The 17,937-nt window shown below is 64.8% G+C and carries 2 protein-coding genes; both read right to left on the reverse strand.

The window, feature by feature from the left end:
• Window positions 1-34 precede the first annotated feature (34 nt).
• On the reverse strand, window positions 35-12,544 hold the full coding sequence (locus AACY31_RS18445; RefSeq protein ID WP_339504941.1) for a non-ribosomal peptide synthase/polyketide synthase: 12,510 nt from the start codon (window positions 12,542-12,544) through the stop codon (window positions 35-37).
• The coding region (locus AACY31_RS18450) for an amino acid adenylation domain-containing protein (RefSeq protein WP_445261560.1) at window positions 12,544-17,937 on the reverse strand (5,394 nt) is incomplete at its 5' end. The genes AACY31_RS18450 and AACY31_RS18445, both read right to left, overlap by 1 nt.

Below are 17,937 nucleotides of genomic sequence, written 5' to 3' on the forward strand. Positions count from 1 at the left end.
GGAAAGATCGCAGCCTCGTTGCACTCGTCGGCTCCTACGCCGCCTGCGCCACGCAGTGCTCGATCAACGCTTCCAGTTCCTCCTGGTACGCACGCATCAAGCCCTCGACAGTCTCGGCACGGTAGCGACGGGTGCTGAAGATGCAACGCAGCGCCAGGCGCCCGTCGTACACCTGCCCCACCACTTCCAGCCAGTTGCCCAGCGCGGCATGGGGGCTGTAGCAACTGCCGTAGCTTTCCACCGCCGGCACCAGCAATGCCTTGTCGTCGAAGCTCTGGTCGAACTGCCCCAGGTAGTTGAACGTCACCCGTGCCTGAGGCGCACGCCCCAAGGTGGCGGCCATCGGCTCGCCGCTCATATAGCGCAACACGCCGTAGCCCAAGCCCTTGTTCGGCACCGCGGCCAACTGCCGTTGCACCGCCCGCACCGACGTGCCGATATCGGCTTCAGGGTTCGGGGCCAGTCGCACCGGGAACATGCTGGTGAACCAGCCCAGGCTGCGGCTCAGGTCGATGTCCTTGACCAAGTCCTCGCGACCATGCCCCTCCAGCTGGATCAGCACCGAAGGCTGCTGGCTCCAACGGCACAACACCCGGCTCAGCGCCGCCAGCAACACGTCGTTGATCTGCGTCTGGTAGACCGCCGGCACTTGTTTGAGCAACTGCTGGGTGTGCTGCTCCGACAGGCTCATATGCGCGACCGATTGGTACTGCACCTGGTTCTTGCCCCGCAAGTTGTCACACGGCAACTCGCTGCCCGGTTGGTCGATCTGTTCCAGCCACCAGGCTTTTTCCTGCGCCGGATAATCCAGCGCATAGGCTTGCAGGCCCTCGGCCCAGGCCCGGTAGCTGCTGGTGCGAATCGGCAGGTTCGGTGCCTGGCCCTCACTGTAGGCCGTATAAGCGGTCTGCAAATCCTGCAGCAGCAAACGCCACGACACCGTGTCGATGACCAGGTGATGAATGACCATCAACACGCGAACTTCACCGTTGCCCAAGGTCACCTGTGCCGTGCGCCACACCGGGCCGTTGTGCAGATCGAGGCTGCGTTGCACCTGTTCGGCGTACAACTCCAGCTCGGCTTCATCGGCCACGCTGTGCTGCCACAACAAGGGTTCGCTGGCCCACTGCGCCTGCATTTCTGCCAACGCCTGGTAATGCTGCAGATGACGCCCGCCGACTTCGCTGAAGCGCAGGCGCAAGGCGTCGTGCTGCTGCATCATGCCGCGCAACGCCAATTCCAGCGCCGTCAGGTTCAACCCCTGGCGGGCCCGCAGCATCAGTGCCTGGTTGTAGTGATGGGGTTCGTTCATGCGCTGGTCGAACCACCACTGCTGGATCGGAATCAGGTTGAACTGTCCTTCGGCGGCCACCTGGGTCACATCCTCGGCCGTCACGGCGAGCGTGTTCGAACGCTGGTCGAAAATCGCCTCGATGGTCTGGCCGCGCATCAGGTCCCGCAGCTTGAGTTCCATCTTCAGCTCGCCATGGTTGCGCACCCGCGAGACCACTTGCAGGCTGAGGATCGAGTCACCGCCCAACTCGAAGAAATTGTCGGTGATGCCCACCCGCTCGACTTGCAACACATCAGCCCAGATCTCGGCCAACAGTTGCTCATCGCGGTTGCGCCCCGGCACATACTCGGTGCCCTTGAACTCAGGCTCCGGCAGGGCCTGGCGATCGAGCTTACCGTTTGGCGTGACCGGCAACGCCTCCAGGCAGATAACCTGGGCCGGCACCATGTAGTCCGGCAATTGCGCTCGCAGCTCGGCCTTGAGCCGATCGCCGATGGCCACGCCGTCGGGAGTGACCACATAGCCGATCAGTTGCTTGCCCGAAGCACTGTCGCGGGCGATCACCAACGCATCGCTGACATCGTCCAGTTGTCGCAGGCTGGCCTCGACTTCCCCCAGTTCGATGCGAAAGCCCCGCACCTTGATCTGATGGTCGATACGCCCGACGTAATCAAGCACGCCGTCGGCGCGCTGGCGCACCAGGTCACCGCTGCGGTACAGGCGATCGCCCGGCTGGCCGAATGGGTCCGGCACGAAGCGCTCGGCACTCAGGTCCGGGCGGCGGTGATAACCACGGGCGATGCCCGCGCCACCGATGTACAACTCGCCGGCAATGCCCGGCGGCAACGGGTTGAGGTGGTCGTCGAGCACATACAAGGCGCGCTCGCCCACCGCACGCCCGATCGGCGCGTAGGCGGCTTCGCAACGTTCGCTGGCCGGCACCTTCCACAGCATGGGGGTGACCACGGTTTCCGTCGGGCCGTAGCCGTTGGTGAAGAATTGCGGACGCAGCGCTGCCTTCACCTGCTCGAAGGTCTGGTCCGGCACCGCATCGCCACCGAAGCAGTACACCCGCACTGGCGGTGGCGCCAGTGGGCTGTTGGCGGCGTATTCAGCCAGTTGCTTGAGGTAGGCCGGCGGGAAGCAGGCGACGGTAATGCCATGGCGGTGCAAGGCGTCGAAGGTCTGCTCCGGTGTCCACAGCGCACCGTCGCGAATCACCAGGGTGCCGCCGCGCAGCAACGTGCTCAACCAGCGTTCATGGGCGCCGTCGAAGGCGAACGACATGAAATGCAGCTCACGAGTGCGCTCGTCCATGTCATACAGCCCGGCGATGGCCTGGCAATGCATGCTCATCGGCCCGTGCGCCACGGCGACACCTTTGGGTCGACCGGTGGAACCCGAGGTGTAGATCAGGTAGGCCAGGTTGCCGCCGAGCAAACCGCTACGCGGCGGCTGATCGCTGTAGCCACGGCTGTCGAAACCGTCGATGGCCAGGCGCGCCAAACCGTCGAGATCCGGCAAGCGCCCCTGTACCCGGCTGTGGGTCAGCAACAGCGCCATGGCCGAATCTTCGATCATGAACGCCAGGCGCTCGGGTGGATAATCGATGTCCAGCGGCACATACGCCGAGCCGCTTTTCATCACTGCCAGCAGCGCCACGACCATGTCCACCGAACGCTCCAGGGCCACGCCGACCACCACTTCCGGGCCGGCGCCGAGTTCGATCAAGCGGTGGGCCAGGCGGTTGGCCCGGCGCTCCAGTTCGCCATAGTCCAGCGCGTCGTCGCCACACACCAGCGCCGTGGCCTGCGGACGCGACTGGGCATGGCGGCCAATCAGTTCCGGCAACAGCTGCGGCTGATAGTCGCCGTTCGGCGCCGCGCTCCATTGTTCGAAGGCCTGCCACTCTTGCACCGACAAACGTTGCAGATTGCCCAGGCGCGTGTGGGGTGCATGGATCATCGCTTCCAGGGTGTCTTCCATGGTCCGGCGGATGCGTTCCACCGCTTCGACGCTGAAGGCGTTGCGCAGGAACAGGTACTCGATGGACAGCGTTTCGCCCAGGTTGACCGCCAGGTCCATCGGGAAGTTGGTCACGTCATGATTGCGCGACTCGCCGAAGCTCAGGCCGGTGTCCTGCTGGTCGCCCAGGCGTTCGTCGATGGGGTAGTTCTCGAATACGATGATGCTGTCGAACAAGCCCTGCCCGCCCAGGCCCGACCAGCGCTGGATGTCCGCCAGTGGCGCATGGGAATGCTCACGGAGGTCGAGGTTGTAGGCCTGTAGCTGTTGCAGCCATTGATCCAGTGGCTGCTCGGGGTCCAGGATCTGGATCACCGGCAAGGTGTTGATGAACAGGCCGAGAATGTTGTCGGCGTTGACCAGCCCCGCCGGCCGGCCGGCGACGGTGGCGCCGAAGACCACGGTGTCCTGCCCGGTAAAGCGTTGCAGCAACAGCAACCACGCCCCTTGGATCAAGGTATTCGGGGTGATCTGCAAGGCGCGGCAAGCCTGTTGCAGGCGAGCGGTCTGCGCCACGTCCCAGCGCGAATACAGCGCCTCGTGCCCCGGCAATGCCTCGACATGCCGTGGGAACATCGCCTGGTTGAGGGAGGTTGCCTGCTCCAGGGCGTCGAGGCGGCTGCGCCAGAAGCGTTCCAGCGCACCCTGGTCCTGGCGTTGCAGCCATTCGATGAACTCGCGGTAGCGACCGTTGCGGCTGGGCACCTGCCCGTGGGCGTAGAACTGCAGCACTTCACCGAACAACCGCGAACTGCTCCAGCCGTCCATGAGGATGTGGTGGCAGGTCCAGATCATCTGGTAGCGATCATCTTCCAGGCGCAGCAACAGCACCCGTTGCAGGGGCGCGCGGCTCAAATCGAAACCGGCCAGGTAATCGGCCGTTGCCCGGGCGCTGATCGCCTGCTCGCTGATGTCCTGTCCACGCCAGTCTTCGACCTGCAACGGCAACTCAACATGGCGATGGACGATTTGCACCGGCGCGCTCAAGCCATCCTGCCAGTGGAAACTGGTGCGCAGGATGTCCTCGCGCTCGATCACCGAGGTCCAGGCCCGGGCGAAACGCTCCGTGTCCAGGCCATGCACCGGCAGGCTGATCTGGTTGATGTACAAGCCAGAGCTGTCGTCGGCCAGGGTATGGAACAGCATGCCGTCCTGCATCGGCGACAGCGGATAGATGTCCTCCACTTGCGCCACCGGCACCGGCAGGCCGTTGAGTTGCGCCTGGCTCAGGCGCGCCAGCGGGAAGTCCGAAGGTGTCAGGCCCAAGTGCCCGTCGGTGCAGCAATGGTCGATCAGTTGCTGCAACGCCACCGCGTAGGCATCGGCCAACTGCTGAAGCGTGGCCTCGTCGAAGACATCGCCACTGAAGGTCCAATCGAGGGACAACTGGCCATTGAAGATCCGACCATCGATGGTCAGCCAGTTGCCCAGCGCCACGTCATCGCCATGCCCTGCGCCACTGCCCTCCTCACTCGGCACGAACAGCGCCTGCTCATCGAAGCTCTGGTCGAATTGCCCCAGGTAGTTGAAGGTGATGCGCGCTGGCGGCAGTTTTGCCAATCGCTGTTGGACCGCTTCGGCACCGAGGTAACGCAGCACGCCATAGCCCAGGCCCTTGTTCGGCACCGCGCGCAGTTGCTCCTTGACCCGCTTGATCGACTCGGCAGGATCGCTCGCCGGCGTCAGCAACACCGGGAACAAGCTGGTGAACCAACCGACGGTGCGGCTCAGCTCGATGCCCTCGAACAGTTCTTCGCGGCCATGGCCTTCGAGTTGCACCAGACAGGCCGGTTGCCCGGTCCATTGGCAAACCACTTGCGCCAGTGCGCTGAGCAGCAAATCGTTGACCTGGGTGCGATAGGCCGTCGGTGCTTGCTTGAGCAAACGCTGGGTCTGGTTGGCATCCAGACGCGTGCTCACCGAACGGCCATGGGCCGCGACCTGGCTGCCCTCGGGACGGGCCCGTGGCAACGGCGGCAGGGGCTGGTCCAGTTGCCCGACCCAGTAATCCAGTTCCTGGTTCAGGGTTTCGCTGTGGGCGTAGTCCTGCAACCGGGCGGCCCAGGCCTTGAACGCCGTGGACTTGCCCGGCAAGGCCGGCGCCTGGTTCGCCCGCAGTTGGCGATAGACGTTTTGCAGGTCTTCCAGCAGCACCCGCCACGACACGCCGTCCATGACCAGGTGATGAATCGCCAGGTGCAGGCGCGAACTGCCGTCCTGCACCGCGATCAGGCTGCAACGCAGCAACGGGCCGTGTTGCAGGTCGAGGCTGCGTTGCGCCTGGTCGGCGATGGCAATGATCGCGGCGGCATCCTGCGCGGTGCGCTGCCAAATCTCCAGGGGCTGCTCATCCATGGCCTGATGGCTGGCGTGCCAACGGCCATCGTCGGCCTGGGTGAACCGCAGGCGCAGGGCATCGTGATGGGCCACCACGTGAGCGAGGGCCTGTTGCAGGTGCGCGATGTCCAGCGGTTCGCGCGGGGTCAGCAGGACCGATTGGTTCCAGTGGTCGCGGTGCGGGATATCGCTGGCGAAGAACCCCTGCTGCATCGGCACCAGCGGGCTGTCGCCGGTGACCGGTTCCTGGTCGATCAGCGCTTGATCGGCCGCCGTGGCGACCCGCGCCAGCGCCTGGATGTTCTGGTGCAGGAACAGGTCTTTGGGGGTCAGGCCGATGCCTTGGGCACGCGCCCGGCTGACCACTTGGATCGAGTTGATCGAGTCGCCGCCCAGGGCGAAAAAGTTGTCGGCGGTGCCCACCCGCTCGACGCCGAGCACCCCTTGCCAGATCTGCACCAGCGTCCGCTCGATGGCGTTGGCCGGTGCGGTGAACGTCTCTTGGCGCTCGGCCAGGTCCGGCGCCGGCAGCGCCTTGCGGTCGAGCTTGCCGTTCGGGCTCAGTGGCATGTGTTCCAGGCGGGTCAGGTGCGTCGGCACCATGTGCTCCGGCAGGCTCAGGCGCAAATGGGCCAGGAGCGCTTCGCGCAACAGTGGCCAATCACCGGTTACCTCGGCCTGGGCGACGACGTAGCCGCTCAGCACCTTGCCGCTGCGGCTGTCCTGGGCCACCACCACCGCTTCGCGCACCGCCCCGTGTTCGAGCAAACGTGCTTCGATTTCCCCCAACTCGATACGGAACCCGCGGACCTTCACCTGATGGTCGATCCGACCGATGTAGTCGATCACCCCGTCCGGACGATAGCGCGCCAGGTCACCGGTGCGGTACAGCCGCTCGCCGGCCACGAACGGGCTGGCGACGAAACGCTCGGCCGTCAGTTCGGGACGACGGTGATATCCGCGGGCCAGCCCCTGGCCGCTGAGGTACAGCTCGCCGTTGACGCCGCTCGGTACCGGGTTCAGCTCATCGTCGAGGATGTAGGTCATCAGGTTGGCAATCGGCTCGCCAATCGGCACCGCATCGCGCCCTTCGTCACGGCAGGTCCAATGGGTCACGTCGATGGCCGCTTCGGTCGGACCGTAGAGGTTATACAGCCGAGCATTGGGCAATTTAGCGAACACCTGCTGCTGGGCATCCACCGGCAGGGCTTCGCCGCTGCAGACGATGCGAGCCAGGCTGGTGCAACGGCTGACGTTGGCGTCGAGCACGAACGCTTGCAGCATCGACGGCACGAAATGCAGGGTGGTGATGGTTTCCCGTTCGATCAGGCTGACCAGTTTTTGCGGGTCACGATGATCGCCCGGTGCCGCGACGACCAGGCGCACGCCGGTCATCAACGGCCAGAAGAACTCCCAGACCGACACGTCGAAACTGAACGGCGTCTTCTGCAGGACGCTGTCACCGGCCCCCAGGCCATAGGCCTGTTGCATCCAGCACAAGCGGTTGGTCAGCGCGCCATGGCTGTTGCCAGCACCCTTGGGTTTGCCGGTGGAACCGGAGGTGTAGATCACATAAGCCAGGTTCTCGGCGACGACCCGGGCAGGCGGATTGTCGGTGGGGTTGTCGCGCAACCCATCGTCATCCCCATCCAGCACCAGCGTGGTGACACCCCCCTCCGTGGGAGCGAGCCTGCTCGCGATGAGGCCATCACATTCAACATCAATATCGCCTGTCAGGCCGCTATCGCGAGCAGGCTCGCTCCCACAGAATTGATTGAGCAATGAGCTCTGGGTCAGCAGCAGTTCGATGCCACTGTCCTCGATCATGTAGGCCAGGCGTTCTGGCGGGTAGTCCGGGTCCAGCGGCACGTAGGCGCCACCGGCCTTGAGGATCGCCAGCAGGCCAACGACCATCTCCACGCTGCGCTGCACCGAGATGCCCACCAGCACATCCGGGCCGACGCCGCGGGCGATCAAGGCGTGGGCCAACTGGTTGGCGCGGGCGTTGAGCTGGGCATAGCTCAGCGACTGCCCTTCGAACACCAGCGCCTCGGCGTGGGGGTCACGCTCGACCTGGGCTTCGATCAACTGATGCACCGGAAGATGGTTCGGGTAATCGGCGTAGGTGCGGTTCCAGTCCTCGACGATCAAGCGCCGCTGCGCCCCGTCCAGCATCGGCAGTTCGGCAATGCGCTGGGTCGGGTTGGCGACGATGGCGCGCAACAGGTTCAGCCAGTGCTCGCCGAGGCGGGCGATGGTGCTCGGTTCGAACAAGTCGCTGGCGTAGGTCAGCGCGGCGCTGAGGCCATCGGCGTATTCGAAGGTGTCCAGGGTCAGGTCGAATTGCGCGGTGCCTGAGTCCCAGGTCAGTGGCTCCAGGCTCAGGCCCGGCAACGCCGACAGGTCCCGGCGGGCATCGCTGGCATGGTTGAACATCACCTGGAACAACGGCGTGTGGCTCAGGTTGCGCGCTGGCTCCAGCCGTTCCACCAATTGTTCGAACGGCAGGTCCTGGTGGGCCTGGGCGCCGAGGGCGCGTTGCTTGACCTGATCGAGCAACTGGTCGAACCGCAGGTTGCCGTCGATGTCGGCCTTGAGCACCTGGGTGTTGACGAAGAAACCCAGCAGGCGCTCGGTTTCCACCCGGTTGCGGTTGGCGATCGGCACGCCGACGCGGATGTCTTCCTGGCCGCTGTAGCGGTGCAGCAAGGTCTGGAAGCCGGCGAGCAAGAGCATGAACAACGTGCTGTTGTGCTGCTGGGCCAGGCGCTTGAGGCCTTCGGCCAAAGCCGGCTCGATGACGATGGGCAGCCGTGCGCCACGATAACTTTGCTGGGCCGGGCGCGGATGGTCGGTCGGCAGTTCGAGAATCGGTTGCTCGCCACCCAACTGCGCGATCCAGTAATCGAGTTGACGCTGCTGCTCCCCCGCCGCCAGCCATTGCCGCTGCCAGTGAGCGTAGTCGGCGTATTGGATCGGCAGCGGCGCCAGCTCAACAGCCTGGCCCTGGCTGAAACCTGCGTACAACTGCAGCAGGTCGTCGACCATGATCTGCATCGACCAGGCATCGGAGACAATGTGGTGCTGGGTCAGGATCAGTACATGGTCATCAGCGCCCAATTGCAGCCACTTGACCCGCAGCAACGGACCGCGCTGCAAATCGAACAGTTGTCGGGTTTCGGCTTCGATCAGGCTACGCAAGGCCTGTTCATCGATGCCGGCCTCGACCGATTCGATCGCCAGGGCCAACGGTGCCGGTTCGTCGATCACTTGCAGGGGGTGTTCGTTATCGAGCACGAAGCGGGTCCGCAGGCTCTCGTGACGTGCCACCAGCGCATCGAAGCTCCGTTGCAACGCGCCACGGTCGAGGGTACCGCGCAAACGCAGCGCTGCGGGAGTGTGATAGGCGTTGCTGGTCGGTTCCAGTTGCCAGAGGAACCATTGCCGTTGCTGGGCGAACGAGAGCGCCAGCGGCTGGTCGCGAGCCATGCGTGGGATGCTCGCTTCATCGTGCGCCGATGCCGTGCCCATGGCCTCGACAAACGCCCGCAGGCTGTGATGGGCGAACAACAGGCGCAACGGCACTTGGATACTCAGTTGTTGGCGGATCCGTGAGATCACCTGGGTCGCCAGCAAGGAGTGGCCACCCAGTTCGAAGAAATTGTCCTCCAGGCCCACCCGCTGGACCTTGAGGATATCCGCCCAGATCGTCGCCACCGCCTGCTGCGTGGGTGTCTGCGGCGCGACATAGGTTTTCTGCCATTGGCTGGCATCGGGCTTAGGCAGTTGCTTGCGATCCAGTTTGCCGTTGGGCGTCAGCGGGAGGCGCGGCAACAGCACGACGTGGGACGGCACCATGTAGTCGGGCAGGTTGACCTTGAGCCGCGCGCTGAGGCTGTCGCGCAGGCCGCTCTGGGCGGTGGCGTCCAGTTCACTCAGCTCAACGCTCGGAACGATGTACGCCACCAACGCCTGGTCGCCCGGCGCGTCCTGGGCCAGCACCGCCGCTTCGCGCACGCTGTCCTGTTCCAGCAGGCGCGCCTCGATCTCTCCCAGCTCGATGCGAAAGCCGCGGATCTTCACTTGATGGTCGATGCGCCCGAGGTATTCGAGGAGGCCGTCGGCACGCTGGCGCGCCAGGTCACCGGTGCGATACAGACGCTCGCCCGCGACAAACGGATGGGGCACGAAACGTTCGGCGGTCAGCGCCGGGCGCTGGAAATAACCACGGGCCAAGCCTTCGCCGCCGATCAGCAATTCCCCGGCCACGCCATAAGGCACCGGCATCAGGTCGGCACCGACAATGTACAGCGAGGTGTTGTCGATCGGTCCGCCGAGCCACGGTTGTGCGGCCTGGGTTTGCAACGGGTGCAAGGCCGACCAGATGGTGGTTTCCGTCGGGCCATAGAGGTTCCACACTTCACCGCCGAGGGCGAGCATGCGCACGGCCAGTTCCCGGGGCAACGCCTCGCCACCGCACAGGCATTTGCAACCGCGCAGACCCTGGGCATTTTCATTGTCCAGCAACATGCGCCAGGTCGACGGCGTGGCTTGCAGCACATTGACCTGCTCGGCTGCGATCAATGCCAACACCGCGTACGGGTCCTGGGCGACGTGCTGGCCGGTCAGCACGATGCAGGCGCCGACCATCAGCGGCACGTAGATCTCCAGGCCGAAAATATCGAACGAGAACGTGGTCAGCGACAACGCCCGGTCCTGGGCCGTCATGCCCGGTGCCTTGGCCATGCTCGCGACGAAGTTGGTCAGCGCGCCGTGGCGCACCATGACGCCCTTGGGCTTGCCGGTGGAGCCGGAGGTGTAGATCGCGTAGGCCAGGTGCTCCGCATCCAGGCGCGTCGCCGGCGCCTCGCAGCTATAGCCGTCAAGCCAATCACCCTCCTGGTCCAACACCAATGCCTTAACGCCAACCCCGGACACTGTTGGAGCGAGCTTGCTCGCGATGAGGCCCTCACCTTCAACATCAATATTGACTGACAGGCCGCTATCGCGAGCAAGCTCGCTCCCACAGGACAGTGGTAGCTGGTTGAGCAGTGAACTCTGGGTCAGCAGCAGCTCGATGCCGCTGTCTTCGATCATGTACGCCAGGCGGTCCTGGGGGAACGCCGGGTCCAGCGGCAGGTAGGCGCCGCCGGCCTTGAGAATCGCCAGCAGGCCCACCAGCATGTGCGCGCTGCGCTCCACGGCAATGCCCACCAGGACATCGGAAGTCACACCAAGGCTCTGCAGTTTCCCCGCCAGTTGATTGGCCCGGGCATTGAGTTGGCCGTAGCTCCAGCGCTCGCCGTCGATCACCAGCGCCGGGGCGTCCGGGGTCCGCGCCGCTTGCCTTTCGAACAATTGGTGGACAAACCCCGCCTCGGGCGCTGGCGCCGCGGTGCGCTGGCTGTCGTCGAGCAGGGCCAGGCGCTCGGCCGCGTCGAGCAGCGGCAATTCACCGATACGCTGCGCCGGGTCGGCCACGATGGCTCGCAACAGGTTCTGCCAATGCCCGGCCATGCGCGCCATCGTCTCGGCGCCAAACAGGTCGGTGGCATAGATCAGTGCAGCCGAAAGGCCTTCGCCATGCTCGACGGTTTCGAGGGTGAGGTCGAATTGTGCCGTGTGCGAGTCCCAGCTCAACCCCTCGACTTTCAAGGCACCGACCGGCCCCTCGCCCGCCGGGCCTTGGGTCCGGTGGTTGAACATCACTTGGAACAGCGGGCTGTGGCTCAGGTTGCGCTCAGGCTGCAACGCTTCAACCAATTGCTCGAACGGCAGCTCTTGATGGGCCTGGGCGTCCAGGGCTGTCTGTTTCACTTGTTGCAGCAAGGCGCCAAACGCATCCTCGCTCCGCACATCGCTGCCCTGTACCTGGGTGTTGACGAAAAAGCCAATCAGGCGCTCGGTCTCGACCCGGTTGCGGTTGGCCGTCGGCACGCCGACGCGGATATCGTTCTGGCCGCTGTAGCGATGCAGCAGCGCCTGGAACGACGCCAGCAAAATCATGAACAGGCTGACGCCCTCGCGCTGGGCCATGTGCTTGAGGTCGCCGGCCAGTACCGCGTCGATGGCGAGCTCCAGCCGCGCGCCGCGATAGCTCATCACCGCCGGACGGGGGAAGTCGGTCGGCAATTCCAGCACCGGTTGCTGGCCACCCAAGCGTGCGATCCAGTATTCCAACTGGCGCTCGCGCTCGCCCGCTTCCATCCAGTGCCGCTGCCAGATGGCGTAGTCGGCGTACTGGATCGGCAGCGCCGGCAGTTGCGGCGCGTGGCCCTGGCTGAAGGCGGCGTAGCCGTTGACCAGTTCCTCGACCATCACCTGCATCGACCAGCCATCGGCAACGATGTGGTGCAAGGTCACGATCAGCACGTGATCATCCGCCGCCAATCGCAGCAGGCGCGTGCGCAGCAGCGGCCCCTGTTGCAGGTCGAAGAGCTGGCAAGTTTCTGCTTCGATCAACTGGCGCAGCGGCGTCTCGTCCGGCAATTGTTCCAGGGTGTCTGCCTGCAAACGCACCGGCGCCGCCGCGTGCACTTGCTGCACGACCTGCTCGCCATGGGTCTGGAAGGTGGTGCGCAGGCTCTCGTGACGCGCCACCAACGCCGTGAAACTCTGCTCCAGCGCAGCGATGTCCAGCGGCCCGCGCAAGCGCAGGGCCGTGGGCATGTGATAGGCCGCGCTGTCGGGGTCCAACTGCCAGAGGAACCATTGGCGTTCCTGGGCAAACGACAGCGACAACGTGTCGAACTCGGCACTGACAGGCGCAATGGGCAGGTTCGCCGGGGAAACGTTCTCTTCAAGCATTTTCTGCAAGTACAAGCGACGTTTTTCCAGCGGCAGCGTTATGAAGCGCCTGGCAATACGTTGTGCGACAGCGGTGTCCATCAAACCTCCTCAAATTCATCGAGCAGCGCTTCAAGCTTGCTCAATTTCGACGTACTCATGGGTTCGCCGGCAGGCTCGAGTTGCGCCACGAACGCGCCGAGTACCGGGAATTGGAAAATCAGTTGCGGGGTCAAGGTCAGGCCCAGTTCCAGTTGCAGGCGCGAGACCGCGCTCACCACCAGCAGCGAATGCCCGCCCAGTTCGAAGAAGTCGTCGCCCAGCCCGACCTGCTCGACCTTGAGCACGTCCTGCCAGATCGCCGCGACCCGGCACTCCAGATCGCTCTGCGGCGCCAGGTAAGCCGATTGCAGGACACGGGGGGCCGGTGCCGGCAAGGCCGTGCGATCGAGCTTGCCGTTAGGGGTCAGCGGCAAGCGTTCGAGGAAGACCCAGTGGCTCGGCACCATGAAGTCCGGCACCTGGGTCGCCAGTCGCGCCTTGAGTCGGTCGCCCAGGCTGACCGAATCCAGGGAGCTGTCCCGGCCGACCAGGTAGGCCACCAGGTTCGGCCCGCTCACGTCGTCCCGCGCCAGCACCACTGCATCGCGCACATCGGCATCGGCTTGCAGGCGCGCTTCGATTTCCCCCAGCTCGATGCGCAAGCCACGGATCTTCACTTGGTGGTCGATCCGGCCGAGGTAGTCGATCACACCGTCCGCGCCATAACGCGCCAAGTCACCGGTGCGATACAGGCGACCGCCCGCAACGGGGGCAAACGGATCGGGAATGAAGCGCTCGGCGGACAGCACCGGTCGTTGGTGGTAACCACGGGCCAGGGAGTCACCGGCGATGTGCAACTCGCCCACGGCACCCACGGCGCAAGGCTGCAACGCCGCATCCAGCACGTAGGTGCGCACGTTATCGATGGGACGGCCGATGGCGATGATTCGCTCGGCGTCGTCTTCGCTGTCGCGCACCACGGCATGGCTGCTGGTGTCGATGGTCGCTTCGGTCGGGCCATACAGGTTGCGCAGTTCACCCTCGAACAGCGCCATAACCTGGCGCGACAGATGCGCGCTGAGGGCTTCGCCACCGCACAGCAGCAGGCGCAGGGAGGCCAACTGTTCGCGGGTCGCCAGTGGCAGCAAGGCCTGTAATAGCGACGGCGCCATTTGCAGCACGCTGATGCGCCACCGCGCCACGTCGGCCCAGAGGGTGGTCAGGTCGAGGTTCAGGTGCGGGCTGGCAAGCACCAACTGCGCACCGCTCATCAACGGCAGCCAGAACTCCCACACCGAGGCATCGAAACTGATCGCGGTTTTTTGCAGTACGCGGTCGGCGGTCGTCAGTTTCAAACAACCTTGCATCCACGTCATGTGGTTGCTCAGGGCGGTATGGCGCAAGGTCACGCCCTTGGGCTTGCCGGTGGAGCCGGAGGTGTAGATCACGTAGGCGAGGTTATCGCCGTCGATGTCCACGCCAGGGTCGCGCTCGCTGTAGCTGGCCAGCCATTGCCCGGCTTGATCCAACAGCAGCGCAGCCACGGCAGCGTCGCCGAACAGCGGCAGCACATCGGTTTCGGTGAGCAGCAAGGCGATGCCGCTGTCCTCGACCATGTATGCCAGGCGATCCCGGGGATAGGCCGGGTCCAGCGGCACGTAGGCACCACCGGCCTTGAGCACCGCCAGCAAGCCGACGACCATCTGCACGCTGCGCGACAACGCCAGGCCCACCAATACATCGGGACCAATGCCGCGTTCGATCAAGCCATGGGCCAGGCGGTTGGCCCGGGCATTGAGCCCGGCGTAAGTGAGCGTTTCCTGTTCGCTGACCAGGGCGACCGCGTCGGGGTTGCTTTGGGCCTGGGCCTCGATCCATTGATGCACCAGGCGCCGAGGCGGTTCCACCACCGAAGTGGCGTTCCAGTCGCCCAGCAGCCTGTCGCGGGTCACCGGATCCAGCAGTTGGATGTCGCCCACGCAACCGCCGGCCCGCAGGCTCACCATTTGCGCGAGCACGTGTGCCACCTGCTCAGCCAGGCGCTCGACGGTGTGTATAGGGAAAGCAGCATGGGCATAGGTGAAGTGCAGGCTCAGGATGTCAGTTAGATTGACGGCCAGGGTCAACGGGAAATTAGTCTGTTCCTGGCTGGCCACGCTGCCGAAGTTCAAGCCCGAGGGCGCCTGCTCTTGCAGGGCCTGGGACACGGGGTAGTTTTCGAACACCAGCAAGGTGTCGAACAAACCGTCGCCGCCCTGCCCGGCCCAGCGCTGGATCTCGAACAGCGGCGTATGCTCGTGCTCGCGCAAGGCCACGTTCTGGCCCTGGACCTGTTGCAGCAGTTCGCTCAGCGCTTGCTCCGGACGCGGGCTGGCGATGACCGGCAAGGTGTTGATGAACAGGCCGATCTGCTGTTCGACCCCCTTGAGCTCACTCGGACGCCCCGACACGGTGGCGCCGAAGGCCACGGCGGCGTGTCCGGTGTAGTGCTGCAGCAGCAACAGCCAGGTCGCCTGGACGACGGTGTTGAGGGTGACCTTCTGCTGGCGGGCGAACTCGCTCAGGTGTTGGGTCTGCTCGGGCGTCAGGTCGTGATAGTGGCTGGCGTGGCTGCTTTCCAACGCCGATTGCAGCGGCGCGAAACGGGTCTCGGCCAGACGCGTCGGCGCCTCCAGCGGTTGCAGTTGCGCCAGCCAGAAGGTTTCGCTGGCCTGGGCGTCGCGGCCTTGCAGCCAGGCAATGTAGTCCCGATAGCGCCCGGCCGGGCGCGGCAGGGCCTGGCCGTCATAACGTTGCAGCACCTCGCCGAGCAACTGCGCGTTGCTCCAGCCATCCATCAGGATGTGGTGATGGGTGTAGATCAGGTGATAACGCTGCTCACCCGTGTGCACCAGCACCAGGCGCAGTAACGGAGCGCAGGCCAGGTCAAAGCCCTGCTCGCGTTCGGCATCCGCCTGCGCGTCCAGGGCCTGGCTGGCATCGGCGCGGGCGCTCCAGTCCAGCGAAGCGAACGGCACGCGCACCTGCTTGTGTACCACCTGCATCGGGCGCTCGCTGCCCTGCCAGATAAAACTGCTGCGCAGAATGTCATGGGCATCGACCGCCGCTTGCCAGGCCGCCTCGAAACGCCTCGGGTCGAGGCCTTCGATGTCCAGGCGCATCTGGTTGATGTACTGGCCGCTGCCCGCCTCGTAGAGGCTGTGGAACAACATGCCCTGCTGCATCGGCGCCAGCGGGTAAAGGTCTTCCACCCCGCGCGCCGACAGCGCCAGGCCATCGAGTTGCGCCTGGGTCAGGCCGGCCAGGGGGAAATCCGTTGGCGTCATGCCCTGGCTCGTCGGCTCGCAGCAATGGGCGATCAACAGCCCCAGCTCGCTGGCGTAGTCATCGGCCAATTGCTGGATGGTCGCCGGCTCGAACTGTTGCTGGCTGAACGTCCAGCCCAACCGCAGCGCGCCATCGAACACCTGGCCGTTGAGCGTCAGCCAGTTGCCCAGGGTGGTCAACGGGCTTTGCTCGTCACCGGCGCTTTCGCTGGCCGGGCTGAACAGCGCGCCTTGGTCCTGATCGAAACTGCCGTCGAACTGACCAAGGTAGTTGAACGTGATGCGCGGCACCGGCAGTGCTTCCAGGGCTGCCCGGCTGGCGTCGTCGCCCAAGTAACGCAGCGCACCGAAACCCACGCCTTTGTCGGGAATCGTCCGCAGCCCTTGCTTGATCGACTTGATCGAGTCCGCCAGTTCGACGGCCGGCGACAACCGCACCGGGAACAGGCTGGTGAACCACCCCACCGTGCGGGTCAGGTCGACATTGGCGAACAGCTCTTCGCGGCCATGGCCTTCGAGCTGCAGCAACAGGCTGTCGTGACCTGTCCAACGGCAGATCACCCGGGCCAGGGCCGTGAGCAACAGGTCGTTGACCTGGGTGCGATAGGCCGCCGGTGCCTCTTGCAGCAACTGCCGGGTCAAGTGCGCGTCGAGCCGTGTATGAACGGTGACGGCCTCGCGGTTTTGCGCGATAGCTTCAGGGTCGAGGCACGGCAGGTCGGTCGGTGCGTCATGCAGTTGCGTTTGCCAATAGGCCAATTGCTGCTGCAGTTCTGCGCTGCGAGCGTGGGCTTGCAACTGCTCGGCAAAGGCCTTGATCGAACTGGTCTTGGCCGGCAATTGCAGCGCTTGGCCGGCGAGCAACTGCTGGTAGGCGGTTTGCAGGTCGTCGAACAGAATCCGCCACGACACACCGTCCACCGCCAAGTGATGAACCACCAGCAACAGGCGCTGGCTGCCATCGGCCAAGGTCGCCAGGACGCCGCGCAACAGCGGCCCGGCGTGCAGGTCGAGGCTGCGCTGGGCCTGATTGGTGAGGGTTTCCAGCGCGCCGGCATCGGCCACGTCACGCTGCCACAACAAACCGTTGCTTGCCCAAGCTTGCTGTTGCGCCACCACCTCACGGTGCTCGGCGCGCCAACCTTCGGCGGTTTCACTGAAGGACAAACGCAAGGCGTCGTGGTGCAGCACCAACGCCTGCAAAGCCTGCTCCAGCACGGGCGCTTGCAGCGCACTGGCCGGTTTCAGCAGCACCGACTGGTTGTAGTGATGACGCTGGGGAATCGCCTCGGCGAAAAACGCCTGCTGGATCGGCAGCAGCGGCGTCGATCCTTGGCTCGGTGTCTGATCGACTACCGGCGCCTGCCCACCGGTCTGGGCGACACTCGCCAGCGCCTGCACGGTCTGGTGCTGGAACAGGTCCTTGGGGGTAAAGCGGATACCCGCCTGACGGGCGCGGCTGACCACTTGGATGGAAACAATCGAGTCGCCGCCCAACTCAAAGAAGTTATCGCTCAAGCCAACCCGCTCGACCTTGAGCACGTCTTGCCAGATCGCGGCGATCTGCTGTTCCAACTCACTTCGCGGTGCCACGTAATCCTGCTGGACCTGGCTGGCGTCGGCGGTCGGCAGGGCCTTGCGGTCGAGCTTGCCGTTGGCGGTCAGTGGCCACTGTTCGAGGAACAATAGGTGCGTCGGCACCATGTAGTCCGGCAGATCGGCCTTGAGCTGGGTTTTGATCTGGTCGCGCAGGCCTGCTTCACCCTCGCCGATGTGCGCCGGGATTACGTAAGCCACCAGTTGCTTGCCGCTCGGCCCTTCCTGGGCCAACACCAGCGCTTCGCGCACCGACGCCAAGGCGTTCAGGCGCGCTTCGATCTCGCCCAGTTCGATGCGGAAACCACGGATCTTCACTTGGTGATCGATGCGACCGATGTACTCGATCACCCCATCGCTGCGGTACTGCGCCAGGTCGCCGGTGCGGTACAGGCGGGCACCGCTTTCGCCGAACGGATCGGGGATGAACCGCAATGCAGTGAGGTCACCACGGTTCAGGTAGCCCCGTGCCAGACCGGCACGACCGACGTACAGCTCACCGATGCAGCCTTTCGGCACCGGATTCAAATC

Origin of the sequence: Pseudomonas sp. RL_105y_Pfl2_101 (genome assembly GCF_963970585.1) — a bacterium.
In the GTDB taxonomy this organism is placed as follows: Bacteria; Pseudomonadota; Gammaproteobacteria; order Pseudomonadales; family Pseudomonadaceae; genus Aquipseudomonas.